The 25,490-nt window shown below is 43.0% G+C and carries 20 protein-coding genes; 13 read left to right on the plus strand and 7 right to left on the minus strand.

Going from position 1 to position 25,490, the window contains the following annotated elements; translation table 11 throughout:
* The first annotated feature begins 481 nt into the window (after window positions 1-481).
* From ACFGVS_RS01595 to ACFGVS_RS01650, 12 genes are all read left to right on the plus strand, one after another.
* Window positions 482-856 (plus strand): type IV pilin protein, encoded by a 375-nt coding sequence (locus tag ACFGVS_RS01595; RefSeq protein WP_255369745.1) that lies wholly within the window; start codon window positions 482-484, stop codon window positions 854-856.
* A gap of 1 nt (window position 857) precedes the next feature.
* Window positions 858-1,397, plus strand: coding sequence for a hypothetical protein (locus ACFGVS_RS01600; RefSeq protein WP_439697186.1), 540 nt, complete (start codon window positions 858-860; stop codon window positions 1,395-1,397).
* Window positions 1,382-2,815, plus strand: a complete 1,434-nt coding sequence (locus tag ACFGVS_RS01605) for a GspE/PulE family protein (protein ID WP_439697187.1) — start codon at window positions 1,382-1,384, stop codon at window positions 2,813-2,815. The genes ACFGVS_RS01600 and ACFGVS_RS01605 overlap by 16 nt, the downstream gene beginning before the upstream one ends.
* Window positions 2,816-2,823: 8 nt before the next feature.
* Window positions 2,824-4,758 (plus strand): type II secretion system protein GspD, encoded by a 1,935-nt coding sequence (locus ACFGVS_RS01610; RefSeq protein WP_439697188.1) that lies wholly within the window; start codon window positions 2,824-2,826, stop codon window positions 4,756-4,758.
* Window positions 4,759-4,762: 4 nt separating this feature from the next.
* On the plus strand, window positions 4,763-5,977 hold the full coding sequence (locus ACFGVS_RS01615) for a hypothetical protein (protein WP_439697189.1): 1,215 nt from the start codon (window positions 4,763-4,765) through the stop codon (window positions 5,975-5,977).
* A gap of 1 nt (window position 5,978) precedes the next feature.
* Window positions 5,979-6,503, plus strand: coding sequence for a hypothetical protein (locus tag ACFGVS_RS01620; protein ID WP_439697190.1), 525 nt, complete (start codon window positions 5,979-5,981; stop codon window positions 6,501-6,503).
* Window positions 6,504-6,881: 378 nt separating this feature from the next.
* Window positions 6,882-8,045 carry a hypothetical protein gene (locus ACFGVS_RS01625; RefSeq protein WP_439697191.1) on the plus strand — a complete coding sequence of 388 codons (1,164 nt, stop codon included), beginning with the start codon at window positions 6,882-6,884 and terminating at the stop codon, window positions 8,043-8,045.
* A 4-nt stretch (window positions 8,046-8,049) separates the two neighbouring features.
* Window positions 8,050-9,042 (plus strand): hypothetical protein, encoded by a 993-nt coding sequence (locus ACFGVS_RS01630; protein WP_439697192.1) that lies wholly within the window; start codon window positions 8,050-8,052, stop codon window positions 9,040-9,042.
* A complete protein-coding gene (locus tag ACFGVS_RS01635; RefSeq protein WP_439697193.1) occupies window positions 9,039-9,935 on the plus strand; it encodes a hypothetical protein in 897 nt (298 codons plus the stop codon). Before ACFGVS_RS01630 ends, ACFGVS_RS01635 begins: the two co-directional genes overlap by 4 nt.
* Before the next feature lie 146 nt (window positions 9,936-10,081).
* On the plus strand, window positions 10,082-14,005 hold the full coding sequence (locus tag ACFGVS_RS01640; protein ID WP_439697194.1) for a DUF5977 domain-containing protein: 3,924 nt from the start codon (window positions 10,082-10,084) through the stop codon (window positions 14,003-14,005).
* Window positions 14,006-14,066: 61 nt separating this feature from the next.
* Window positions 14,067-17,666, plus strand: coding sequence for a DUF6443 domain-containing protein (locus ACFGVS_RS01645; protein ID WP_439697195.1), 3,600 nt, complete (start codon window positions 14,067-14,069; stop codon window positions 17,664-17,666).
* Between the two features lie 90 nt (window positions 17,667-17,756).
* Window positions 17,757-18,335 carry a hypothetical protein gene (locus tag ACFGVS_RS01650; protein ID WP_439697196.1) on the plus strand — a complete coding sequence of 193 codons (579 nt, stop codon included), beginning with the start codon at window positions 17,757-17,759 and terminating at the stop codon, window positions 18,333-18,335.
* Window positions 18,336-18,755: 420 nt separating this feature from the next.
* Here ACFGVS_RS01650 and ACFGVS_RS01655 read toward each other — a convergent pair whose 3' ends face one another.
* Genes ACFGVS_RS01655 through ACFGVS_RS01685 form a run of 7 tightly spaced genes read right to left on the minus strand, consistent with a single transcriptional unit; the run spans window position 18,756 to window position 24,071 of the window.
* A complete protein-coding gene (locus ACFGVS_RS01655; RefSeq protein ID WP_439697197.1) occupies window positions 18,756-19,907 on the minus strand; it encodes a type II secretion system F family protein in 1,152 nt (383 codons plus the stop codon).
* Complete coding sequence (locus tag ACFGVS_RS01660) at window positions 19,894-20,403, minus strand: PulJ/GspJ family protein (protein WP_439697198.1); 510 nt, start codon at window positions 20,401-20,403, stop codon at window positions 19,894-19,896. The genes ACFGVS_RS01655 and ACFGVS_RS01660 overlap by 14 nt, the downstream gene beginning before the upstream one ends.
* Window positions 20,384-20,761, minus strand: a complete 378-nt coding sequence (locus tag ACFGVS_RS01665; RefSeq protein WP_439697199.1) for a hypothetical protein — start codon at window positions 20,759-20,761, stop codon at window positions 20,384-20,386. Before ACFGVS_RS01665 ends, ACFGVS_RS01660 begins: the two co-directional genes overlap by 20 nt.
* Window positions 20,743-22,008, minus strand: coding sequence for a hypothetical protein (locus ACFGVS_RS01670; RefSeq protein WP_439697200.1), 1,266 nt, complete (start codon window positions 22,006-22,008; stop codon window positions 20,743-20,745). The genes ACFGVS_RS01665 and ACFGVS_RS01670 overlap by 19 nt, the downstream gene beginning before the upstream one ends.
* A complete protein-coding gene (locus tag ACFGVS_RS01675; protein WP_439697201.1) occupies window positions 22,001-22,597 on the minus strand; it encodes a toxin-antitoxin system YwqK family antitoxin in 597 nt (198 codons plus the stop codon). The genes ACFGVS_RS01670 and ACFGVS_RS01675 overlap by 8 nt, the downstream gene beginning before the upstream one ends.
* Window positions 22,597-23,100, minus strand: coding sequence for a hypothetical protein (locus tag ACFGVS_RS01680; protein WP_090639494.1), 504 nt, complete (start codon window positions 23,098-23,100; stop codon window positions 22,597-22,599). Before ACFGVS_RS01680 ends, ACFGVS_RS01675 begins: the two co-directional genes overlap by 1 nt.
* 11 nt (window positions 23,101-23,111) lie before the next feature.
* Window positions 23,112-24,071: a hypothetical protein gene (locus ACFGVS_RS01685; RefSeq protein ID WP_439697202.1), complete on the minus strand. Its 960-nt coding sequence runs from the start codon at window positions 24,069-24,071 to the stop codon at window positions 23,112-23,114.
* Between the two features lie 254 nt (window positions 24,072-24,325).
* Here ACFGVS_RS01685 and ACFGVS_RS01690 point away from each other — a divergent pair, with 254 nt between their 5' ends.
* Window positions 24,326-25,477, plus strand: coding sequence for an ISAs1 family transposase (locus tag ACFGVS_RS01690; RefSeq protein ID WP_439697203.1), 1,152 nt, complete (start codon window positions 24,326-24,328; stop codon window positions 25,475-25,477).
* Window positions 25,478-25,490: the final 13 nt, after the last annotated feature.

Consider the following 25,490-nt stretch of genomic DNA (forward strand, 5'->3'; position numbering starts at 1 on the left):
CCCCCGGATGTTTTAATTTCATCCGGCTGTTTTTGTATACCCGTAGTTCGCGTTAAGGATTGTAGTGAAAAGCCCACAGCGCGAGCAGGCCGTGGCGGCAAAGGCAAAGTGAGGACTTGTAACCCCACTTTTTCAATAATGAAAACAAGAACGGGGTTGTCATCTACAGATCCGTTTTTTTTGCTTTATGGGTTATTGATCAATAAGCTATTTTCTAAGACTTTACCTATTTCTATAGTTTGATGTTTAAATTCGTCAAAAATCGGATTTTCGATCAATCCAACACTTCAAATCAAACGCATTATGTTTTTACAATGTTTTTTCTAAAATATTAAAGCTTTAATTAACGAGATTTTATTAACTTTCACTCCAAATTAAAATTATTGCCCTTAAGCCTGAGCCGTATATTCGCTATTCTATGTTTTTTGTCAAGAAATACCTCAAACCAAACCCCGAAAGCGCGCTAAAAGCGCTGTCACTCATGGAAATACTGGTTGTACTGATCATCATCGGTATATTAGTATTGTTGGCCCTGCCCAACCTGTTGCCCGTGATTACCCGTGCAAAAACCACCGAAGCTAAGCTGCAACTTGAACACGTATCGATGCTCGAGAAGACTTATTTCTACGAACATTCCAAATATACCAATGACCTGAACGAACTGGGCTTTATCCAGGAAAAGCTAAGTACCGAAGGCAAGGACGCCAGGGCGAACTATAAGATAGAGATTACCAATGCTTCCAATACCGGTTTTACTGCCCGTGCAACTTCGGTTGTTGATTTTAACCAGGACGGTAATTTTAACGTTTGGGAAATGAACCAGGACAAAGTGTTAAAAGAAGTAACCCCGGATTAAAGTGTTGCTGGCTATTCGTTTTGCTTTATTATTGTCCCTGCTCGTCATCCTCCTGCAGGATTTCTGGTTTCGGGCCGTGCATTGGGGGCTGTTTCCGTTGCTGACTATCGGATTGATAAGCCTTAAGTTGCTCGAGGGTAAAGACGCTTCCTTAGCCGGCGAACAGATTGCTGTTAACTTAAGCTTCCTGGTGCTGGTTCTGGCGATATTAACCGGCTACCTTTTTGTGAGCAGGAGGCGATTTATTAACATAACCGAAGGCTTAATGGGCTGGGCCGATATTTTATTTTTGGTAGCTATCGGGTTTTATTTGTCGGCACTCAACTATGTTTTTTTTTATATAGTTAGTATCCCTTTAGTTTTAATATTATGGATATTTTATCAGTTTATAACCGGCAATAGGGGCAAACATATTCCACTGGCCGGGTTACAGTCCTTATTATTTATTGTATTTTTAGCAGGCGACTGGTGGTATTTTCATATCGATATTGCTGATGACTACTGGTTGCTCCGTTACCTTACACCATGGATACAGCAATAAAGATCACATTACTAACCGAGCATATCCATATCCTGTCTAAAGATATGGCATGGCATTACCGTGTGCTGCCCAAAGGCCGCGTTAATGGGCAACTTGCATTGTATTGTGAAGAAAATGCTGATACGGGCAGCCTTGCCGCCGAACTGGAAATCATGCTGGGGCTGGATATTCTCCTGGAACCCATTGCTGTTTCCGAAATTGCCCGGCTGCTGGCTACCTACTATATTAAGGATAATACCACAACCGGAGCACTGCAGGCCAATGTACGCCATGACGAGGATAGCTTTTTGATGAACCTGATTGGCGAAGCAAAAAACCTGAAAAGCAGTGATATTCATATTGAACGTTATGAGAACAAGTGCCGGGTTAGGATCAGGATTGACGGAAACATGGTGGAGCGTTACCTGCTGAAAGAGGACGATTACCCGGCGTTAATCAACAAAGTAAAGATCATGGGCAACCTGGATATTGCCGAAAAACGGCTGCCCCAGGATGGCAGGATCAATTTCAGCCACCAGGGGCACCAGTTCGACATTCGTGCGTCTATCCTGCCCACTCTCTATGGCGAAAAGGTTGTACTTAGGCTCTTAAATAACGATGCTACAGATATTGATTTGAACAGTCTTGGATTTTCGGCATTTGATTTGGATAATTACCTCCAGGGCGCCAAAAGGCCAAACGGGATCCTGCTGATCAGCGGGCCTACCGGTTCCGGTAAGACTACTACGCTGTATGCTACGTTAAAACTGCTGAACAAGGAGACCCGTAATATCCTCACTATAGAAGACCCGGTAGAGTATACGCTGGAAGGGGTTAACCAGGTGCAGCTTAAAGAGGCTATCGGCCTCACTTTCGCCGCCGCCCTCCGTACTTTCCTGCGACAGGACCCGGATGTGATTATGGTTGGCGAAATCCGGGATACCGAGACCGCTAACATGGCTATAAGGGCCGCCCTCACAGGGCACCTTGTATTGTCAACTATCCACACCAATTCCGCCTGGGGAACGGTTTCCCGGTTGATTGATATGGGCATCCCGTCATATATGGTTGCCAATACACTGAATACCACAGTGGCCCAGCGATTGATTCGATTGCTTTGCCCGCATTGTAAGGTGCAAAAGGATTTTGACAAAACGTTGTATCCACGACAGTTTAAGCCTTACCGCGAAGTTTCGGCCCATTATACACCCCGTGGGTGCGAAAAATGCTATTACACCGGCTATAAAGGAAGAAAAGCCGTTTACGAGGTAATACCCGTAGACCTTGACCTGGCCAATGAAATAAAAAGCGGTAATATGCAGGTACAGGCACTTTTAGAAGAACGGGGCATTAAAACCCTTGCCGAAAATGCTTTTGGCCTGTTTGCCGATGGCCAGACATCTATTGACGAGATATACCCGTTGTTATTTAATTATTAAAGTATTATATGTTAAAAAAAATTACCTGCCTTATCATTTGTTTTTACTTGTTTACCGCAGCCATAACGGCCAGCGCCCAACAGCAGGACAGGCTACAGGTTATTAAACAAAAACTGGATGAGCTTGCAACTGATGTTCCCGGGCTTAACCAAAAAGTGCAATTACTGGTTACCGGCGTATCCATTCACGAATACCTGAATGCTATTGCGCGCTCCAATAATTTAAGTATAAGCTCCGATCCGGGGCTTAATTTTAGTATCTCGGATACCTTCACCGGTGTTTCGGCATCCAATATATTGTTATTGCTTGCCCAAAAGTATAACCTGGACATTGCTGTTGTTGGCTCCATTATCAATATCACACCTTACCGGGACCCCAACCAGTTTTTAAAGCCTCCGCCTAAGGAACTGGGCGTAAAATATAATGCGGCAAACAACACCCTCTCACTTTCATTAAATAACGACAGTTTGGCGGCAGCGGCAAAAAGAATAACACAGTTATCCGGCAAAAACATTGTGGTGCCTGGTTCATTGCAAGGCAAAACGGTTACCTCTTATATTGCTGATGCCCCCTTCGAGACGGCTTTGGGCAAGCTGGCTTATGCCAATGAAATAAAAATGGTGCATACGGCAGATGACTTTTACCTTTTTCAACCGCTTGACGAAAACGAGGAAGTGTATGTTAACGGCGATAAAAATACCGGCGTAAGGAAATCCTTCCGTAACATCGCCCAACCAGGCGCTGGCGGTGCCAGCGGTTTATTTGTAAGGCAGGTTAATGGCCAAAAACTGATTTCGGTAGATGCCGTTAACAGTCCTATTATCGATCTGGTTAAACGTGCTTCGCAGGAAACAGGAAAAAACTATTCCATTTACTCTGATATTAAAGGGTCTATAACCCTCCACGTAAATGATGTTAGTTATGACGACCTGCTAACATTGTTATTTAAAAGCACCGAATACACCTTTCATGCCGAAAAAGGCATTTACGTAATTGGCGACCGCAAGCTGGAAGGGTTACGTACCTTTAGGGCTATTCACTTGCAAAACCGTGCAATTGATACCGTTATCACCATGATCCCCTCAGAATGGAAGCGTGGTATCGAGATTAAAGAATTCCGCGAACAAAACACCCTTTTACTTTCCGGGTCGGGGGCCCAGATAGATGAGGTAGAAAGCTTTATTAAACAAATGGACGTGCTTGTTCCGGTGGTACTGATAGAAGTTACCATGATAGATGTTCACAAAACCAGGAGTGTTTCAACCGGTATTTCTGCCGGTGTTTCAGACAGTGTAAAAACGGGGGGCACGGTATTGCCCGGAATAGATTATACTTTTGGCGCCAAAGGCGTTAACGACTTTTTAAACAGTGTGGGCAAAGCTACTTCGCTCAACCTGGGCCACGTGGTGCCTAATTTTTACGTTAGGTTGCAGGCACTGGAGAATAACAATAATATAGATGTGCGCTCGGTGCCTAAGTTAACAGCACTTAACGGCCATTCGGCTACGCTGAGCATTGGCAGCAAACGTTATTATAAAAACACAACGCAAAACGTTATCCCTTCTATCCAAAGCGCGCAATCTATATTCACCAATGTGTACCAGGAAGTAAATGCCGATTTGTCTATCGCCATAAAACCCATCGTGTCTGGCGATGACCAGGTTACCCTTGGCATTAAAATAAACATATCCGATTTTACGGCTATTCCTACCGATGGCTCGCCGCCGCCGCAGGCCATCAGCAAATTTGAAACCAGCCTGCGGGTACACAGCGAGGATACCATTGTTTTGGGCGGCCTGGAGCGTACAGAAACCGACGACAGCGGCTCGGGGATACCCCTGCTCTCCAGGATCCCCATTTTAAAATGGATCTTTAGCAGCCGCACCCGGAGCAAGTCGAAGGTGGTTACTGTGCTGTTTATCAAATCCACCATTATCAGGTAATATTATGGGTATATTATCGCCACATTACCATATTAACCAGGCCGCCGGTATCACCATAGATATTGCGCAGGATGGCTCCTATACCATAAACTGCTGCCAGGTTAGTACCGATCACAAGCAACTTATCATCGAAAAAAAGCTCGGTGTAAAAGAGGATGTCGAGGGGATTGCCAAGCAGCTTGACGCTAAAATTCCCATCGCTTTAAATTTAACAGGCAAAGGCATCTTAACCAAGCAAGTAGTGGCGGCATCCGGCGACGAACAGCAGGATATGGCCAAAATAATCCCGAACCTGAATGTAGCTGATTTTTACCTGCAGCAATTTACATCCAACGATCAGCTGTTTGTGTCCCTGGTAAGGAAAACACTGGCCGACCATTGGATAAACATATTGGAGCAGCAAGGCTTTACCGTGCTGATGCTGAGCCTTGGCCCCTTCGCGGCATCCCACATGTTAAATCAGCTAAATGTTTACGAAAACGATGTGGTGTTTAACGGCATCCAGATAAGCCGGGATGCCGAGCTGAATTGGACGGCGGTAGGATACAGCCCCGCTTTCCAGGCCCCCTTCCCCTTTAAAATCGGGGCCGAACCTATCGACCAGCAATTGATTATGCCTTATGCCGCAGCTTTTCAACTGGTGCTTGCCGATAAACTGGAACCTGTTAAGGCAATAGTTGATGCCACGGATGCCCGGTACCTGCAAATTATAGGGACAAAAAAACTCAAAGTAACGGGCGCCTTAATATTGGGTGTTTTTTTTATCCTTTTGCTCCTCAATTTTGTAACCCTTTCCTGGCTCAATTCAGAAAATAGCCGCCTGGATGGCCAGGTCAGCCTATCGGCAAACAGCAGCAGCGATATGCAGATGCTTACCGAGCAGATTAAAGCAAAAGAAGCGCTTCTGAAAGATATGGGATGGGATGGCGGTTTTAACAAAGCCCGGATTATCGATCAGCTTGCTGCCTTGCTGCCGGGTGAAGTAACCCTGAAGGAAATAGCTATAAACCCGCCCGACATTAACAATAAAGATTCCCGGGGGCAGCATTTTTTAGATCGTAGGATAAAGCTTACAGGGAATTCGCAACAGGTTATCGCTGTAAATGAATGGATAGCGCGCATCAAAACATTAAAATGGGTAAAAGGCGCGGGGTTGGATAACTTCGAATTTGATAACGACCAGAACACGGGGAAGTTTAACATTATCATCAACTATTAGCATGCCGAAAAACCTCAACATTAAAAAGGAATACCTGCTGATAGCCGGATCGGTACTGCTTTTACTGGTATGCTACCGCTTTTCATTCAGCCACACGGTAGACGCCTGGAAACTCCGGCGCCAACTACAGCAAAAAATAGCCCAGGTCGGCGATCTTACCTACCAGCCCGGCTACCTGGAGCGGAAAGATAATAACCTAAACCATATTATCGCCCGGTTTAAAATAGACACTGCCACCATGCGCAGCAACATGATCACCACGATTGCCCTGCAGGCCGAAAAGCTAAACGTGAGGCTATCGAGAGTACCGGTGCAACCCAGCCCGGCTCCCGACGATAAATACATCATCCAGCGGCTGGATTTTGAAGGCGATTTTTTTTCGCTTTGCAAATTATTGCAGCAACTGCAAGCCACAGACGGTACCGGCCTGGTACGTTCGGTTGATTTTGTATCGGGTAAGGTTGTTGGAGGCAATACGGAGGCGAAGGTGCTTGGTATGCGGGTGTTTATTGCGGTTGTTAGGTGATGGCGTTTCGGTAAACGGGCGATTTGTACGTCAAGCGATCTATAGCAGGAAAACTACGCGCTAAATCGTTTAATACGCGGCGGAACGAATATATTACAATACCCATAAATTTATTATCTCAAATCTTTGGATTTATGGTTTTCAAATAATATTTTCGTAAAACTTAAACCAATCGCAGATTTATGAAAAATACTCCCTATAAGTTAGGCTTGCTAAGCAAACAATCATTAAATATCAGTTAAGGTATAGTATTTACCTGTAGCTAATAAACGTTATCCGTTGTTATTTTATTCGCGTGGTTATTAACCGCTGAATGGCCTGTTTAATAAGCCCTGTTCAATGCGGTCAACCTTCAATTACAAATTCAATCTTAAATAAATGAAATCATTTTCTCTTTTGGTATTGGCTGTGCTATTTTCAGCTTTTTCTTCTTTCGCACAAAATACATTCCCGGCTACCGGGAATGTGGGAATTGGCATATCAAACCCTTCAACTCAACTATATATAAATAGTTCTTCGGGCCCTGTATTAACTTTAGATAAAACCGGTGTCCAGGCATGGCGGGTTGATCTATCCCAGGGTGCCGATCTCCGATTTTGGAATCAATCGGTCGGCACTGCTCCTTTAACATTACATTCCTCAGGTAACGTGGGGGTTGGAACAACAAATCCCGGATATAAACTGGACGTTTGGGGAGGGTTAGTATCCTCAGCAAACAACGGGCAAGCAGGCCTTCACATTTACAACGGCGGGGGAAATAGTGAGTGGCTTTTTCAACAAAAGTCTCAGGCAGATCCCAGTTTGTATATTTCAAAACTGGTAAGCGGCACACAATACGATTATATGACTGTTAATAATGCCGGAAATGTTGGAATTGGAACAACTTCGCTGGCAGCTAAATTTAATGTTTATCAATCTACCCCACTTGGTAGTACTATTAAGAATGCTTCGCTTTTAAGTTCCGTAGCAGGGCTATGCGGAACCGGCAACACTTTCCAAAACAACATTTGGTTGGTTCGAAATTCGGCCGGTAGTGACTGGTACTCCACGAGGTTACATGATGGAATATCAGTAGATGTCTCGTTTTTAAATCCTCAAACGAATACCAGAACATGGTGGGAAAGGGATCCCAATCAGAATGTCCAATCGTGGGGTGATGGGGCTAATACTTATATGAGTATAGTTCAAGGAAATGTGGCAATTGGTACTACAGATCCAAAAGGGTATAAACTGGCTGTTAACGGCAACGTCATCGCTACTTCAATGACCGTTAAACTTTACGCCAACTGGCCCGATTACGTTTTCAAGCCATCATACCAACTTCCGTCCCTTACTGATGTAAAAACCTACATCAATCAAAACCAGCATTTACCTGATATGCCATCTCAAGAGCAGGTTGCCAAAGATGGCCTCAACCTGGGCGAGATGAACAAGCTACTACTTAAAAAGATGGAAGAAATGACGCTTTATATGATAGAAGCCAAGGAAGAGATCAACGAATTAAAAAAACAAGTGCAGGATTTAAAGAAACGAGTTAAATAGAAATATGAAAAAAGTTATACTGCTGATTCTGGCCGGTTTAACCAGTGCGCATTTTGCCAAGGCGCAAACCAAAACCGTTACGGTTGATGCTAACGATATATTAAACAATAATACCAAAATAGTAGCACAAACATCACTTGGGCAATCGTTTTTTACGGGGCATCAATTAGGCTCTACCTATTCCTATCCTGGGGCCGGAATTTTCAGGGCCTGGACAGATCAACCCACAGGATCGGCGAACTATTATTATGATGGTTTAACCAACGGTACTATAAACTTCAGTGTAAGAGCCGACGGACAGGGATATTTTGCAGGGAATATGGGTGTAGGTACATCAGCCCCTGTTTCTAAATTACACACACAGGTATCCAATAACGGTTTAAACATTATTGGAGGTTTTCAAAATCTGAATGGAACCCAAACCGGCGGCAATGCTGTGGGCATAGGCTTCCTTAACGAAGCTCTTGGGAGTTGGTGGAAAGCCGCTATCGTTCACGAACGCACAGGCGATTATGGAACAGGTAGCTTAAAATTTTTAGTTAATAATTCGGCAGATAATTCAACAGTCAATTTGGGCGATGTTAAAATGACCATCCTTTCATCTGGTTTTGTTGGTATAGGTACTGCCACTCCGAAAGAGACCCTATCTGTAAATGGCAACATTCGCTCCAAACAAGTAAAAGTAGAAATTGCCAACTGGCCCGATTACGTTTTCAAGCAACAATACCAACTCCCATCCCTCGGCGATGTGAAAACCTACATCGATGAAAATCATCACCTGCCCGAAATACCATCTGAGCAGGAGGTTGCCAAAAACGGCATCAACCTGGGCGAGATGAACAAGCTGCTGCTTAAAAAAGTGGAAGAATTGACGCTGTATTTGATTGAAAAAGACAAAAATGAAAAAGAAAATACAGCTCAACTTAAAATTATGGCGCAAGAAATTGCTAATCTGAAAAAACAAGTTATTCACCGAAACAAAAAACAACTTAAATGAAAAAGTTAATATTCTTATTTGTCGTCCTGATACCGGTATTTGCAAAAGCTCAGTATAGCAATAATATAGTAGGCGATAACTCCGCGATATATGTATATGTAGGCACAATTAATGTTACCTCTTCGGATTTAGGAAATTTCAATAAATTAAAGGTAGACATATTTGGTGGAGCCTGGGAATCCGACACCAATGGCGAAACCACCTTTTATATAGCAAACCGCAATGGCTTAAGTGTAAACCAGGTTACTTTAGGTAGCTCAAACGGTAACAGCTTTACCTTAAAGGCGTACCAAAGCGGAACCTCAACTAATTTTTATGTCGTTACCACAGGTGCCAGGTATAAAGCTTTTTCCATCAAATCGTTCCTGCTCTCACCCGGTAATGCAGCTAATCAGCTGGTAACTTTATCCACTACAACTACGGCACCTGCGAATGAAATTGCATTAAACGTTATCCCGGTTATGTATACAGATCTTAATGGCAACCTGGGCTTAAATACATTAACTCCCGATCCTGCGTACCGCTTATCAGTAAACGGGAAAATAAGGGCTAAGGAAATCAGGGTAGAAACCGGCTGGGCCGACTATGTATTTGGCAAGGACTACCAGTTGCCATCTTTGGAAACATTAAAAAACTACATCGACCAAAACCACCACCTGCCCGAAATTCCATCTGAGCAGGAGGTCGCAAAAAACGGCATCAACCTGGGCGAGATGAACAAGCTGTTGCTTAAGAAGGTAGAGGAATTGACTTTGTATTTGATTGAGAAGGATAAAGAGGTGAAAGCGCAATCGCAAAATAATTATACTCTTGAGACAAAACTAAAAATACAGCAGGAACAAATTGATAGGTTAAACAAGAAAATGGAGTTGCTTGCCGACAAAATCAAATAAAGTCATGTATCTATCATGAACTTAAACCAATTAACCGTTATCGATAATTCTTCACAACATGTTGATTTAATAAAATACAACGATGGCAATTAGCAACATGATTTTTTACATAATAAAGCCTTTCCACTCACTTTAACCTAATAACTATGTTTTACCGTTTATTGCTGGTACTGTTTTTTACCTCATTCATAGGGGGAGCCCTCCAGGCTCAATCTGATTATACGCATAACTTTAGCATGCATTCGCCGAATGCGTATGCATTCAGCAAGATTGACAATATACCGATGAATAACTTCACAGGGATGGCGAATATAGATTTGCCGCTATATGAAAAGAAAATGTCCGTTTTAAATTTCAGCATGCGGCTGGTTTATACTGGTGCCGGCGGTATTAAAGCGAATGAGCCTACTAATATAACAGGAAGGGGCTGGCTGCTTCGTGCTGGCGGCACTATTGTAAGGCACACAAGAGGTATTCCCGATGATTATCAAACCAATGAAACTTCATCAGATGGAACCCCGATTACCAAGTGGAATGGTGTTTTATACAACAATGGCATAACATACAAGCCAGATGGCGACGGCAGAATAAACAATGTTGATCCAACCTTTAATTATGCTGATGGGACTGCAGATTCCCAGCATGATATTTTTGAATTTAGTATTCCGGGGAAATCTGGCAAGTTTTATATTGGTAAAGACAAGCAGGTGATAGTAGTGACTGATAGTAAAGTGAAAATAATCCCCAATTTTACCAGCAGCACGCAATTTAAATTAGCCTCGTTCCTGATAATTGATGAAGCTGGAATAAAATATTACTTTAATCAGACCGAGGTAACTGAAGAATATGATCCTAATCCGGGCCTGACTCCTACGGCTGTCTATTATATGAAGGAGTACCCATCATCCTGGTTATTAACTAAAATAGAAGCGCCGTTTAGCGAAGAATCTATAACCTATCAATACATAGTTAGGCAAACATGGACAGGTGGTGCAGCATCAATGGGCGTGTATAGTAAACGATCAGACATGCCATTCGGGAACACATCAACTTCTGTGGGAATTGGGGCAAAAGGAGCGGACCTCCAGAGTATTACTTTTTCAGATCAAACTAAAATTAATTTAAATTACTTTTTGGATGGAACTGATCCAATTACATCTCCTTTGTTAAAATCGATAGATATTCTTAACACCCAGCAAGAAGTTGTAAAAAGTTATTATTTGAAATATCTATACTGGGGCTCTGGCGCCAAGGCCACTTATACCAATACACAACCCACGACAAATACATATTTTGCTACAAAAGGGAATGATTATTTAAATGCCGTTGATCTGGTTAGCAGCAATAATAATCATCAGACAATGTATGCGTTCGATTACTTTTTAGATCAAAACTTAAATGAAATTAATGTGCCACACAGCTATTCGGTGAATAGTTCGTCCATAGTAGAAGCTGGTTTGGATTTTTGGGGTTATTACAATGGAAAAACAAATGCTACTGCTTCAACAAATGCTACCGCTTTTGTGATACCCACTGAACAGGGACCGGCTGCAGATAGAACACCTGATTTGAATTATGCGAAATTAGGTATTATAAAGAGAATCATCTATCCAACCGGAGGTTCAGAAGAGTTTGAATACGAACTTAACGATAAACGTGGAACAAGCGGCAATGTTACCGTTGCCGGATTACGTATAAAGAAACGGACGCTGCATGACGGCATAACTCCGCAGAATGATATCGTTAAACAATATAATTATGTGGAGACTGACGGCTTGTCTTCCGGCTTTATAGGCGAAGAGCCGGAATTTACATTTGTTAAGAATGGTTACTATGATGATGGAGGATGGCCATCTAACCCCCATGTAAAATATACGATGACAACTTCTTTTACAAATCCTGCAAATCCGATATCCAATATCGACGGCAGTTTTGCCGGTTACCGGCGTGTAGAAGAAGTGCTGCAAAATGGCAGCAATAACAACGGCAAGATAGTATATGAGTACTCTGACCTGAGCTATACCACTTTTTGGAGTCCGAAGGACTATTATCCTTACCGGCCGGTAGACCAACCTTACTGGGCTGTGGGCCTGCCGCTGACAACTACTTATTTTTCCTCAACCGGCGCGATGACTAAGCGAACCGTAAATGAGTATAACATATTTCAGCAACAAAAGATTGATGACAACTATAGATCATTATATATGTCAAAAGATGGGGAAGTTGATGTTTTGGGAACTAATGGAAGTTCTGACCCGTATGCTATCAGATTTATATATAAATTCAATAACTATTATCCTATAATAGGGAGAGCGGAATTAAAAGCTACACATGAATATAACTACCCGTCAACTGGCGCAGTTACGCCGAAAGAAGTACTTACACAAAATACTTATGATGCCAATTATTACATGCTCCGTATATCTTCACAACTTAACTCCGATGGTAACACTTTAAAAAAGTATTTTTATTATCCTTTTGATTATAATTTGAGTGGTTCGTTATCTACACTTGTTACCAATAATATAATTAATCAACCGGTATTAACAGAATCGTGGCTAACCAAGTCTTCTGGCAGTTTTCTGGTACAATCAAGCGTAACAGAATATCAAACGCTAAACAGCGGTATTATCAGACCACTTAAAGTTTACACGGCGCGGCTAACACAACCTTTGTCAGGAACACCGGGTTCATTCTCCGGTACCGTTTTATTACCGGCAGATCATAACTTTAAACCTGTTTTAGTGTGTAATACTTATGACGACAAGAGCCGCCTTGTTGAATTTGAAAACCAGGGAGGCATTAAAACTGCTATTATTTTAGATAAATCGGGAAATACTTTGGCTAAAGCCGATAATGCATCGTTTGGTACAATTGCATACTCCGGATTTGAAACGGACGATTTAGGTAACTGGACTTATGCGTTAGGCGGCATTTCATCGTCTTCAAGTAAATCGGGCTCAAAAAGCTATAGTGGCTCTATAACTAAAAGCGGTTTATTATCCGGTAACTACAATGTAAGCTTATGGGCAAAAGGAAGCGGATCGGTAACGGTAAATGGCGTAAGTACTGCTATCAATAGTAATTGGAGCCTATACAAATGGGCGCTAACCGGCGTTACTGCTATAAGCATTAATACCAATGGTAATTTAGTTGACCAGGTAGCGTTAAGCCCGCAAACCGCACAAATGGCAACCGCCAATTATTACAAAGGAGTTGAAGTTGAAAGCACAACCGATGCCAATTACAAAAACAGCTATTTTGAATACGATGAGTTTATACGACTTATAAACGTTAAAGATCAAAATGGTAGTATTGTAAAAAACTACGCATATAATTATGCTACACCGTTTTTAAATACTACACAGTCTGCCAGCTTTTTGAAGAATGATTGCCCAACGGGAAATTACATACCTGGTCCTCCGGTAACCTATACAGTTCCTGCCGGTAAGTACACATCTTTAATATCCCAGGCAGATGCAAATGCGCAAGCTGTTAGTGAGATGTATGATGGGCAGTCGGCATCTTCATATGGTCAGGCATATGCTAATGCAAACGGCACCTGTATCCTGAAATATTATAATTCGGCTTTATCTACCCTTTTTACGAAAAATAACTGTGCCGCCGGTACCACGCCGGGCCAGGTATATTATGTTGTACCTGCCCAAACCTATAGCTCGGTTATTTCACAGGCCGATGCCGATAATCAGGCTCAAAACGAAGTTAATGCCAACGGTCAAAATTATGCAAATGCCAATTGTATATGTGCCGCAGCAGTAACGGTTACATTTAATAATTCTACATCGGATTCCATTGGGATGAATTTTACAACGGGATTAAATTTTTCTGCAGGTACCGGGAATGCCAGAAGTTATGTATGCCCTCCGGGTTCGTCTACGCTTGTATTACCTGCCGGAATTTATAGTGTATCTTTTTCCACCATTGGTTCAAGCAACAGCCATAACTGTTATGTGGGTGCCAGGGCAGCGGTTGCAGGGAACCATGTTACATTTACTAATGTAAATATCAATAGCGGTACCGGAGGAGAAAGAAATGTTGGAATTTATTAAAATAACAGGCTTCCATTACCAGGGATACTAAATTAAAGCGTTAACCTTAAACCACTATCATATGGCCATTTTCCATATCACCATAAAATCAAAACTAAAGCCATTACTTTTAGCTTTCAGCATTTTGCTGTCGGCTATATATTCAAAGGCGCAAACATATGTAAATGCCGCCATGACGGGCACACCTGTAGCGGGCTCCTATTACAGCAATACCAGTATAGTGCTTAATCCCACCTTTAGCTTTGCGGCAGCAAGCAGCAGCAGCCTGAGCTTGTATATTGTTGGCCCAGATTGCGTACCGCAAACCACGGCTTTAAGTGCCAATAAAAATTATATATTAACATCGACACCTCGCGTTGGCGGCATCAATACAGCTGCGGGTTTAGCCAACCGCAGCACCTGCGAACTGATGCAAACAGTACAATACTTTGACGGATTGGGCAGACAGCTGCAAAGCATCCAGATAAAAGGCTCGCCACTGGATAAAGATTTGGTGCAGCTTTTTGTATATGATGTTTTTGGCAGGGAAGCACAAAAATACCTGCCCTATGCAGCAACTACAGCTGATGGCGGCTACAAAACAGATGCCCTAACAGCAGGTGCCGGTGTGCTGAATTTTTATTACCCCGCCGGTAGTACAGCAGCTTCCGGCGCCCAGCAAACCAACGGCATAGTTTATAACCCCAAACCTTTTGCGGTAACCAACTTTGAACCGTCGCCATTGAACCGGGCAACAGAACAGGGTGCGCCGGGTACCGACTGGCAACCTGTAGCCGGTAATGCTACCGGGCACACCAAAAAAATGGTTTACACCATTAATAATGCAACAACAATAACGGATACCGCTAACACGTTGGTTGCTGCGCTTTATGGGGTAATAATAAATACAGACGGGAGCCGCACACTTACCAGGGCAGCAGGGGTCAATGCCAATTACGTGGCCGCGCAACTTGATGTTAGCATTGCCAAAGATGAAAACTGGAAAAGCGGCCGGGGGGGCACAACAGAAACATATAAAGATAATGAAGGGCACGTGGTACTGAAACGCACATTTAATTACAGTGGTACAACCCTGCAGATCCTATCTACCTATTATGTATATGACGACCTGGGCAACCTGGCTTTTGTGCTGCCACCAATGAGTAATGCTGATAATGTTCTGCCTGCACAAACTGTTCTTGATAACCTGTGCTACCAATACAGTTACGATGAGCAGAACCGGTTAAATCGGAAAAAATTACCTGGCAAGGGCTGGGAATACGTGGTATACAATAAGCTGGACCAACCGGTACTTACCCAGGATGCTATCCAACGGTTAACCAACCAATGGACAGTGACCAAATACGATGCTTTAGGCAAGGTAGTGATGACTGGATTGTGGAATGCTGGCGCTATTATAGCACAATCTACTTTACAGGCCAATATTTATGCAGCTGCCCAATGGGATACCCGCGATAAAAGTGACGTAAATATAGGATATTTCGTCGGCAATAATCCTGCTGTCAACAGCTATCCAGCCATGAGCAGTTACCTGAGTATAAACTATTACGATGACTACAGTTTCAGCAATATTACCGGGCTGCCTTCGGTGTTTAATACCATGCCATCGGGGGCAAGCAGCCAGACCACAGGCCTGCTTACCGGCAGTAAAATAAACATACTGGGCACAGCCAACATGCTTTGGACTGTAAGCTATTATGATGACCTCGGCCGCAATATCCAAACCTACAAACAGCACTACCTTGGTGGCGGCACACCAAATGTAAATAACTATGACGTAATAACCAACAGTTATGATTTTACCAATACGGTAACTGCTACTACCCGTAAACATTATAACACCACCAGTACAACGGCCCCGGTGTTAACCGCAGCCAACACTTACGTTTACGACCACATGGCCCGCAAAACGCAGACCTTTGAACAAATTAACGACGGGGTTAATGTATTGCTAAGCCAGGTGGATTATAATGAGGTTGGTCAGCTAAAGGTAAAGCACCTGCACAGCACCAACACTGGTGCATCGTTTTTACAAAACACAAGCTATGCTTATAATGAACGCGGCTGGCTTTCTAAGATCAATGACCCTAATGTGGTGCCCACCGCCGATAAGCTGTTTAGCATGGCGCTTAATTACAATACACCGGTGCCGGCAAATAACGGAAGCCCGCAGTATAATGGCAACATTGCCGAACAATTATATAACAAGGGCACTGTAGGACAAAAGTTTGTCACCTATAATTACGATCAACTCAACCGTTTAACGGCGGGTAATTCGGCAGAGGCATTCAGTGAAAACAGTATCACGTACGATACGAACGGCAATATACAAGGCATGACCCGTTTTGGGCCAAACACCGGCATCCTCAGTTATGTTTATAGCGGCAACCAGTTGCAAGCGGTTACCAGTAATAACAACAGCGTAGCCCGGAGCTATGGCTATGATGTTAACGGCAATGCCACCAGTGATGGCCAGGGGAATACGATTAACTACAACCTGCTGAATTTGCCGGCCGTTATACCCGGCAAAAGCTTAACCTACACCTATGATGCTGCCGGTAATAAACTCAGAAAAATAAGCAACGGGGCATCAACCGATTACATTGACGGGATTCAGTACAAGGTGGATGGCACGATAGACTTTATTCAAACCGATGAAGGTCGGGCGATCAAGACCGGCGCCAACTATATTTATGAGTACGCACTGAGCGATCACCTGGGTAACAACCGGGTAACATTTGACCAAACAAACGGTAAAGTTGGCGAGGATGATTATTACCCCTTTGGCCTAAATGTACACCGCCAGCAAAATGCTGGAAATAAGTATCTTTACAACGGCAAAGAGATGCAGGATGAGTTGAACGAATACGATTACGGTGCTCGGTTCTATGACCCGGTGATTGCAAGATGGAATTCGATTGATCCGCTGGCTGAGAAAAGCAGGAGATGGTCGCCATATAATTACGTGGAGAATAACCCGATCAGAAATATTGACATTGACGGAATGCTTACCTATGATTATAATACCGGGAGTTATAGAGACGCTAATGGACAAGAGGTACCCACTTATGAGGCAATGGAACAGATAGAGGGAATGGCCTCAGCTACTTTTGTGACACCTACAAACGCTTACCAACAAACTCAAACTACACTTGGCCAAGTCATAGCTAATGACGCAAAAAATGCATTGAAAAATAATCCTCACGATTGGGATTTTGATAGACAGAAAGATAACTATGACCCAGGAACCGATAAATGTAACAAATTTGTTTATGATATGCTTAAGAAGGCTGGCATTGATCTCGGTACGCCTAATGGAAATTTTTTAAAACGAATGTTCGGATACGGATCGCCGCCAACAGCTCAACAATGGGCAGATCCTAATGTAAGTATACCTGGTTGGAGAGTATTAGGTCCAAATGAAACCCCTCAGGCGGGGGACGTAGTGGCGGAGCATATAAATTATGGCTCGCACCCGGCAACAGGTCATGTTGGTATTGTGAGTGGTACCAATAAGACGATAAGTGTGGCCGAAGTAGGAAATGGACATCCAGGAGAGATATTAAAAGAAAATGATTTTGGCTTTCGTGCGACTACAAATAGCGCGCAACATATGGGAGAACGAGCCTCCTGTGTATTTAGAAGGTATGTGGGTAAGTGATACTATGTTTTCTCCGTATAGCCCAGTATCACCTTCATACTTGTTTTTGAAGATATTTTAACATTTTATATGGTCGAAGAATTGATAAATATGAAAAATCAAGCTAATATAAAACAGATTCTATACCGTTTTTTTCTATTTGCAACCGCGTGTATGATTTTATTTGCCTGTACCAACAATAAACAGAACTTAAATAATGAGAATTTCTCATCATCGAGGCAAAAACAAACCTTATATAAAAAGAAAAATTTTGACACCCTAATTCAGACTATTATAAAGCAAACGCCCAGGCAAATGGATGTGTTAGAACAATACTTGGATAATAAAGCATTTGTGGAGGTTTTTGATCATAGTTTAAGTTATTTTCCCGATGTAAAAAAACTTTTGGCGACTAGGCATTTTAGTGCTGAACAAGCTTTCGTTTGCATTCTTGCTATGCAAAACTTATGCATCCATGACTATTTGGAATTATGTAATATTTATTTAGCACTATATGATGATCATATGGTTTCTGAACAAATGTTAGAAGCGGTTATCGCTCCCAATTTTTTGAACAAAATCATACTCAAGGAAAATAATGACAATCCAGATGTACTAAATTTTTTGAATTCGGTGCTTCATAGAAACATTTCTATTAAATTTAGAAAATTGATTGAAGAATTAAAATAGTATTTGCAGATACCCCCAAGCTGGCGCACGCGTGTCGCGTGTGGCCCGCTGATAGGTAAACGCCATGCTAAGTAATGAATATGCAACACCCGGATGATTAATTTCATCCGGGTGTTTTTGTATCCCCGCAGTTCGCGTTAAGGATTGCAGTGAAAAGCCCACAGCGCGGGCTGGCCAGGGCGGCAAAGGCAAAGCGGGGACTTGTAATGTAAAGCCTGCCCGCCGTTGCCGCGGGTTTGTAACTCATAGTATAACAATTGGGTTAACATGTAAATCGTGGTGTTTTATAATGTATTTATAATCAAATATTTATAAAAATATTTTTTGAATTATGTTAAGTTATGTTAACCCAATTTTTTTGCCGACATGCTTCGTAGCTGGCATTCAGCATACTCCCGCTGCCGCCTACAGTCGCCGCTTCTATTGAAACGTATTGCCCATCTGGAACATCGGCAGGTACATAGCAATCATGATTACCCCCACCAGGAAACCCACTACGATGATAAAAAGAGGTTCCATGATACTGCTGAGGGAGGCCGTCTGGTATTCTACTTCCTCGCCGTACTGCTCGGCTATCTTGGCAAAAAAGTAGTCCAGCTTGTTTGATTCTTCGCCAATCCTTACCAACTGAATCATTTTGGACGGGTAGATCTTGAACTGCTGTAAGCTCTGGTGCAGCGATTTACCGTTCAGGATATCGTCTTCCACCTTTTGCAGGGAAGATTCAATGGGGTACCAGCCCACCATTTGCCTGCTTAAAGCAATGGCCCTCAACAACGGCACGTGCGAGCCCGTAAGTAACCGCATGGAATTGCAGAACCTGCCCAGGTATATCTTTTTAACCAGGTTACCCGCTACAGGTACCCTCAATACCAAACCGGAAGAAATTTTACGATAACTTACCGTTTTGCGTACCCGGAAAAGGAAAACGACGATAGCGGTAATCAAGAGGAAGGCGGGCAGAAAATAGGTTTCCATTCCTTTGGATATCGTGATCACGAGTTCGGTGATCCAGGGCAGCTGCCCCCCGAAGCGTTTGAGCACATCGGCAAACATGGGTACCACCACCTTCAGCATAAAATACACCGCGCCAAATGACGAAAGCAGCACCATACATGGATAGGAAAGCGTGGAAACTATTTTGCGCCTTTGTTTTATCCTGCCCTGGTAATATTTAGCCAGATCCTGCAGAACCATGGCCAGTTGGCCGGTTTCCTCGCCAATTTGAATACTGTATACCTCGTACAAGGAAAACTTACCCGATTTTTCCAGGGCTTTGGAAAGAGCTATACCATTATTCAATACGCTATCCTGTATGGCTGCAAACAGTTTTTTGTCGCTTTCCTTTTCCTGTTCGGCGGTTACCAACTCCAGGCTGGTTTTTAAATTGATGCCGGCCAACAGGAGCGAGCTTAGCTCCAGGTATAGGTATTCCTTTTTTTTATCGTTAAGTTCTTTGCTGCCAAAACTGATGTCACGGTTTAAAAACGCAATAATGCCGCCCTCGCCTTCCTGTTTTGCAGGTTTGGGCGTTTTCTTTTTTTCGTATTGGCTTAGGTCAATTGCCGGCATGGGTATCCTGTTCAAAAAGGTTAGCAGAACTGTATTGTTTATAATAGTAAAAGGTCATTTTATTGTTATGTAATAGCAAATCAAGTTCCAGTTCGTCAACCCTGCTATTTAAAGCATCGGGCCCGGTTTCAACGGGTTGTTGTTCAAAAAGCATATTGGTACGGGTTGTTTTAAACTTAAAAGTGTCTGTTATGCCATTGGTACGCACAATATAATCACTATTAAGCACGTATCTTATACCGCCGTTATTATTCTTAAAAAACAAACCGGAATCGGTTTTTTCGATCAGATCGGCGCGCCGGAAATCGCGGCTGAGCAAAAGATCGAGTTGTGCCAGATCAGCCGATTCCACGTTTTTGAGCACAAACGCATGGTATGAATTGTTTACAACCGCAAATGCCACATAAACGATAGCGATCAGTATCCCCGACACCAATAGTGCAATGGTTACTTCCATAATGGTAAAAGCCTTTAGTTTATGGTTTAATATTGTCATTATTGATCATTATTTCCGAAACCTTTGCTATCTCCTGTTGGTTTTCATCATAAGCGGCCAAATGAAACTCGCTAAGGCCTGGTCCGCCTTCAAACGGTTTAATCACCGGTATAATCCTGAAGCCATCCTGGTTAAAGGCCTCTTGCGGCAATTGCCGCGATTGTTCTGCTTTAAGCAGGATATTCCTGAGCACAGCCGTCGCCCGTATTTTTTTTGCGGATATTGCCTGTTGTGTTACATTGGCAAATATCATCATGGCCATACCAAACACTACAACAATAATCACCAGGGCTATAACCACTTCTACAATGGTAGCAGCCTCCAGCATCCCGTTTTTTTTTATTTTGCCTCCAGCCATTGCAGTATTTTTTTTTCGGATGAGGCTACGGGAGTAAGGTCGCTGGTCAGGTAATATGCTGATAAAGCGGGGGCATCTATTTTTAGGTTTATCAGGTAGTTTTCATACCGGCTAAATGCCGTTTGGTACATAAATCGCGTGGTAAAAACGCTTCCTTTAACCGCAGCGTTGTCTTTGGTCGAAAGAATATGTTGCGCATAAACCTGGCCGTTCACCAGGGCCCCTTTGTCCAAACTGATGGTTGCCGGCAAGGCAGAAGCTTCTTTTTCGTAAGTGAATATAACACCATTGATCTGAGCGTTTTGACCAATGTTAACTTGTGGCGGAAAACCAATCGTAGGCGACTTGTAACGCAGTAAGCCCAAACACGAAGGATACTCCAGGCGGCAATTTTTTTCGATACTTATAGAATCAGAAGCAAAGAGCTGGCAACTGCCATGGAAACCACTTTTAACAACGATGGCCTTTGCAAATACCAGCACATTATTCAATATCGCGGTACTATCTATAGTAAGCAGCGTATCTGCATACAGGATGATATTACCCGATAGTCTGATGTTTTTTAGAGTATAAGGGCTGTTGCCCAGGTTAACAATATTGGCAGGGCGGCGAAATGAACCAGCCAGTGTGTCTACATGCCAGTTCTTACTGACTGTCCCCCCCGGATTATTAAACTGCTGTGCTAAATTGTTTAGGCGAATGTCATTCAACGGGGGCAGGTTACGCTGGCTGTCACGAATGTTGCCGATAACAAGCCTTTTGTCGCCTTCATAGGCTTTATTGTTCACATATGCTGCCTTTACGCCGGCCTTTGGCAGGTATGCGTCACCGCGTATCGTAGTCTTTCCGCTTACCGAGACTGATCTGTCTTCGTCGATCAGGTATATAGCAGCCCATTTGGACGAATCGATCCCAAAAGCGGTCGAAAATACTTTAATTAATGTGTCTTGCTGCTTGAATGCTTCCACAATGCCAATGTCATAAATACCCCACGGGATATTTTTAAGCCGTACGGAATCATCGCCATTGGTGAACAAATTCAAGGTCTTCCCTTGTAAATAGGCTGGGTCTTTTGTACGCAGCAGGATATGTATGCCTGACGAAAGGTTATCCTGTAGGCGGTCAAATCGCGACTTTACAAGGTATTGCCCCCTAAAAAAATAAGCTGCCAGCACAAGGGCAGAGCATATTAAGGCAATTACCAGGCTGATAATAATGACAATATAAAGCGCCGAGCCTTTAAGCATGACCCTTACCCGGCTTGGGCTTCTTTTTAAAAATATTGACTTTGTCAAAAAGCGAACGCGGCTTTCCTTCCAAAGCCTTGCCATTGTTATAATAGACTTTCCGTGAAGAATCGCGACTTTCGTGAAATACTACAGGACCATCCAATTCGTTTTTGCGATATTCCCCGCTTTCTTTCAGGCTGCCATCCGGGTTAAAAAAACTAAAGATGCCCGAACGTATTCCATTGCGCCAGTTGACTACTTGTATCAGGTTTCCACGCTCATCCCAATCCTTCCAGGTTCCGTCCTTGAGGCCTTTTTTAAAGGTGCCTTGAGTTCGGTTGTTGTGGTTCAGGTATGTTTCGATGTAGGCGCCGTTTAATAAGCGGCCACTAAAGCCGCCCTGAAGGGTATGTACTTTGTTAGTTGCATACCAGTAATAAGTAAGCGTGCTTTGCACATCCGGATTTGAATTAACAGGTATAATTTCTGCCAATATCGTACGGTCGGTATCCGTAATTCTTACCTTGTGCAAACCATAATCGGGTATTTTCTGCCCAAATGAGTTGCAGTAAACAAAAATTAAAAAGGTTGTATAAATGAACTTCATTAAATTGCAGGTTGGATATGAATATATTTGGTTTTACCTCCGCTCTTAACTAATACAGAATCTTTCATATTCCGAATCAGTTTGAATTGCCCTACTGTCTCTCCCTCACTCATCATCGCTTCTTTGCCGTTTACTTTCATAAAAGCAATCAGTTTTTTAGACCCTGGATTTTTTATATATCCGGAATATCGTATAATATCCCAGTTAAAAGACGGTACCATGTTCAACCTCGCAATTCCGGCGTTCGGCCGATTCCTGGCCGGCAGTTTTACGGTGTCTTTCTTTACAACAATCCCAAAAGGATCGCGGTAATTCAGCAAGAGGCGAGCCGTGTCTTTGGGCACCGCATAATCATTAAAAACCTCTTTAGGTGCTACCGGTGGCACATAACTTTCATCATGACCGCCGCTGTATGCAATAACTATCCGGTAGATGATGATTCCCCACACCAGCAATACAACCACAATCAGTACATATGTTAGTGCCTTATTTTTTTTGACCATGACCCATTGGCTTAAAACAGTACAAAATTTCTAAGTACACTGGCTTTCCCTTCCTTGCCCGAAGCGTTCAGCGCACTTACTTTCCAATATATCTTCTCGCCGGTAACGCCTAGATTAAAACTATAACCGGTAGAATTGACCGTAACTGGAAAACTATTACTATAAAGCGTGGTCGAATCGCTTTTAAATACATATAATTTGTAACCTGGTACTCCTGTGACTGAATTCCAACTTAGTTGCACGGGTAAGCTAACACTGCTTCCAGCCGCGGGCGACACCAGGCTAACCTGGGCAGGCAGCGGCAATTGGTAGGTTACATAATTGATAGCAGACCATTTGGATTGTTCGGTCTCGTTTTCTGCCCTTACCCGCCAGCCATAAACCTGATCCTTTGGAAAGGTAAAATTAACCTGGAGCCCAGGGACAACCTGGTTATAAACCAACGCATCTTCATTGGCAAAGTTATTTGTATCAATCTCTACCTGGTATTTCGTTGCGCCGTATAAACTGTTCCATTTAAAAAGGGCTGCATTTACGCTTGTTGACGTATTATTGGACGGTGACGAAAGGGTGACGGTTTGATTGGTTAGCGATGATTGTTCAATAATAAAGCTTCTGGCGGGCGAATAAGCTGTCTGCGAGCTCCCGTTTTCTGCCCTTACCCGCCACTGATAGTTTCCCGGCTCAAGAGTCGAGGTGAATTTAATGTCCTTAACCAGTGTATCCAGAATCAGGCCGCCAATGGAATCAAAGCCGGGGGTAACTACCTGTAACCGGTAAGCCAATGCATCCTCCACGCCGTCCCACCAAAAATTTATAGTGTATTTGGTGCTCTGATACAGGTTTGCAGGTGCTTCAAGCGTCACTTGCCTTTTTGCAATCGAAGGTTCGATAAACTCTTTACAGGCCGAAAGCAATACGTTTGAGGCTAAAAAGGCGGGAAAAATATAAAATAAGTGTTTAAGTTTCATTCCGCACTAATTTAGGAATAAGTCTGAATTATTGGAAATAATATCTTTCCTATAGAAAATTTCAAAGTTAAGTCTTGTGATTTGAAAGTTCACGATGTTTAAGTCCAAAAAAAAACGTTTCCGAATGAATCGATAGCAAACAAGTAGGTTCCATATTATATAGTTTTCGTTTATTTATGTTATATTTACATTTCCCAGGGAAATAGCTTTTAACTTTTTGAAAGAGGAAAAAATGTGTTATATTTAGGATATAAATGATTAAGGTCAAAAAAATGGCCTTATCAAATCCCAAATATCAAGCCCACGAATTTTTTTGTCCTTATTTTTCCAGCATGAAAGACCCGCGCAGAACGAACAAAGGGCATCATCTTTATCCGCTGGAAGAAATCCTGTTTTTATGTATATCTGCCGTGGTCAGCGGGATGGACGACTGGACCTCGATCAATATGTTCGGTCATTTAAAGCTATCCTGGCTCCGGCAGTATTTGCCTTACAAACACGGTATACCCTCACACGATGTGCTGGGGAAGGTTTTCGCGGTGCTCGATCCGGTACAGTTCAGTGCATGTTTTAGGGACTGGGTGGATTCTATGGCAGAATTCACAGGTGGGGAAGTGATTGCCATAGATGGAAAGACGATCTGCGGATCTGACGATAAAGCCGTGGGCAAATCCGCATTGCATGTGGTGTCTGCCTATGCATCGGGGAGCCGGTTATGCCTTGGGCAAGAGGCCGTTGCCGAAAAAAGCAACGAGATTACAGCAATCCCCGCTTTGCTCAAGTTACTTACTGTTAAAGATTGCATTATCACGATCGATGCCATGGGCTGTCAGAAAGCTATTGCGGGGACTATTATTGAGAAAGAAGCCGACTATATACTGATGGTCAAAGACAACCAGCAGGAGCTGAGGGAACAGGTTGAGAAAGTATTTACCATGAACCCTAAAGTAGAAGCCGATATCACTATAGATGCCGGACATGGGAGAATAGAACAACGTACCTGCCAGGCTATAGATAACCTTACTTTTTTAGATGACAAAGAGGACTGGCCGGGCCTGAAAAGTATCGCAAAGGTCATCTCGGAACGGACAGACAAACGCAACGGAACGACATCCAGGGAAACGAGATATTATATATCTTCCCTTTCGGCCAAGCCAAAAGTAATCGGGCAGGCCATCCGTAGCCATTGGGCTATCGAAAACAACCTTCACTGGACACTGGATATGGTTTTCAAAGAGGACTATTCGCTCAAAAAGAAAGGAAACTCGGCCTTGAACTACAATATCATCGCAAAAATGGCCTTAAATATCATCGAACGGGAAACAGAATCTAAAAGCAGTAAACCTCAAAAAAGAAAACGGGCTGCTTTGGACGATGAGTTTAGAAGCAAGCTGCTCGCTAGTTAAAAAAGTTAAAAGC

The sequence above is a fragment of the Mucilaginibacter sediminis genome, from assembly GCF_051903035.1.
In the GTDB taxonomy this organism is placed as follows: Bacteria; Bacteroidota; Bacteroidia; order Sphingobacteriales; family Sphingobacteriaceae; genus Mucilaginibacter.

What these genes read in the sequence shown, in the direction of transcription:
- ACFGVS_RS01595 (WP_255369745.1), top strand. Translation starts at nt 482, where the DNA reads ATGGAAATACTGGTTGTACTGATCATCATCGGTATATTAGTATTGTTG.
- ACFGVS_RS01605 (WP_439697187.1), top strand. Translation starts at nt 1,382, where the DNA reads ATGGATACAGCAATAAAGATCACATTACTAACCGAGCATATCCATATC.
- ACFGVS_RS01610 (WP_439697188.1), top strand. Translation starts at nt 2,824, where the DNA reads ATGTTAAAAAAAATTACCTGCCTTATCATTTGTTTTTACTTGTTTACC.
- ACFGVS_RS01615 (WP_439697189.1), top strand. Translation starts at nt 4,763, where the DNA reads ATGGGTATATTATCGCCACATTACCATATTAACCAGGCCGCCGGTATC.
- ACFGVS_RS01620 (WP_439697190.1), top strand. Translation starts at nt 5,979, where the DNA reads ATGCCGAAAAACCTCAACATTAAAAAGGAATACCTGCTGATAGCCGGA.
- ACFGVS_RS01625 (WP_439697191.1), top strand. Translation starts at nt 6,882, where the DNA reads ATGAAATCATTTTCTCTTTTGGTATTGGCTGTGCTATTTTCAGCTTTT.
- ACFGVS_RS01630 (WP_439697192.1), top strand. Translation starts at nt 8,050, where the DNA reads ATGAAAAAAGTTATACTGCTGATTCTGGCCGGTTTAACCAGTGCGCAT.
- ACFGVS_RS01635 (WP_439697193.1), top strand. Translation starts at nt 9,039, where the DNA reads ATGAAAAAGTTAATATTCTTATTTGTCGTCCTGATACCGGTATTTGCA.
- ACFGVS_RS01640 (WP_439697194.1), top strand. Translation starts at nt 10,082, where the DNA reads ATGTTTTACCGTTTATTGCTGGTACTGTTTTTTACCTCATTCATAGGG.
- ACFGVS_RS01645 (WP_439697195.1), top strand. Translation starts at nt 14,067, where the DNA reads ATGGCCATTTTCCATATCACCATAAAATCAAAACTAAAGCCATTACTT.
- ACFGVS_RS01650 (WP_439697196.1), top strand. Translation starts at nt 17,757, where the DNA reads ATGAAAAATCAAGCTAATATAAAACAGATTCTATACCGTTTTTTTCTA.
- ACFGVS_RS01655 (WP_439697197.1), bottom strand. Translation starts at nt 19,907, where the DNA reads ATGCCGGCAATTGACCTAAGCCAATACGAAAAAAAGAAAACGCCCAAA.
- ACFGVS_RS01660 (WP_439697198.1), bottom strand. Translation starts at nt 20,403, where the DNA reads ATGACAATATTAAACCATAAACTAAAGGCTTTTACCATTATGGAAGTA.
- ACFGVS_RS01665 (WP_439697199.1), bottom strand. Translation starts at nt 20,761, where the DNA reads ATGGCTGGAGGCAAAATAAAAAAAAACGGGATGCTGGAGGCTGCTACC.
- ACFGVS_RS01670 (WP_439697200.1), bottom strand. Translation starts at nt 22,008, where the DNA reads ATGCTTAAAGGCTCGGCGCTTTATATTGTCATTATTATCAGCCTGGTA.
- ACFGVS_RS01675 (WP_439697201.1), bottom strand. Translation starts at nt 22,597, where the DNA reads ATGAAGTTCATTTATACAACCTTTTTAATTTTTGTTTACTGCAACTCA.
- ACFGVS_RS01680 (WP_090639494.1), bottom strand. Translation starts at nt 23,100, where the DNA reads ATGGTCAAAAAAAATAAGGCACTAACATATGTACTGATTGTGGTTGTA.
- ACFGVS_RS01685 (WP_439697202.1), bottom strand. Translation starts at nt 24,071, where the DNA reads ATGAAACTTAAACACTTATTTTATATTTTTCCCGCCTTTTTAGCCTCA.
- ACFGVS_RS01690 (WP_439697203.1), top strand. Translation starts at nt 24,326, where the DNA reads ATGATTAAGGTCAAAAAAATGGCCTTATCAAATCCCAAATATCAAGCC.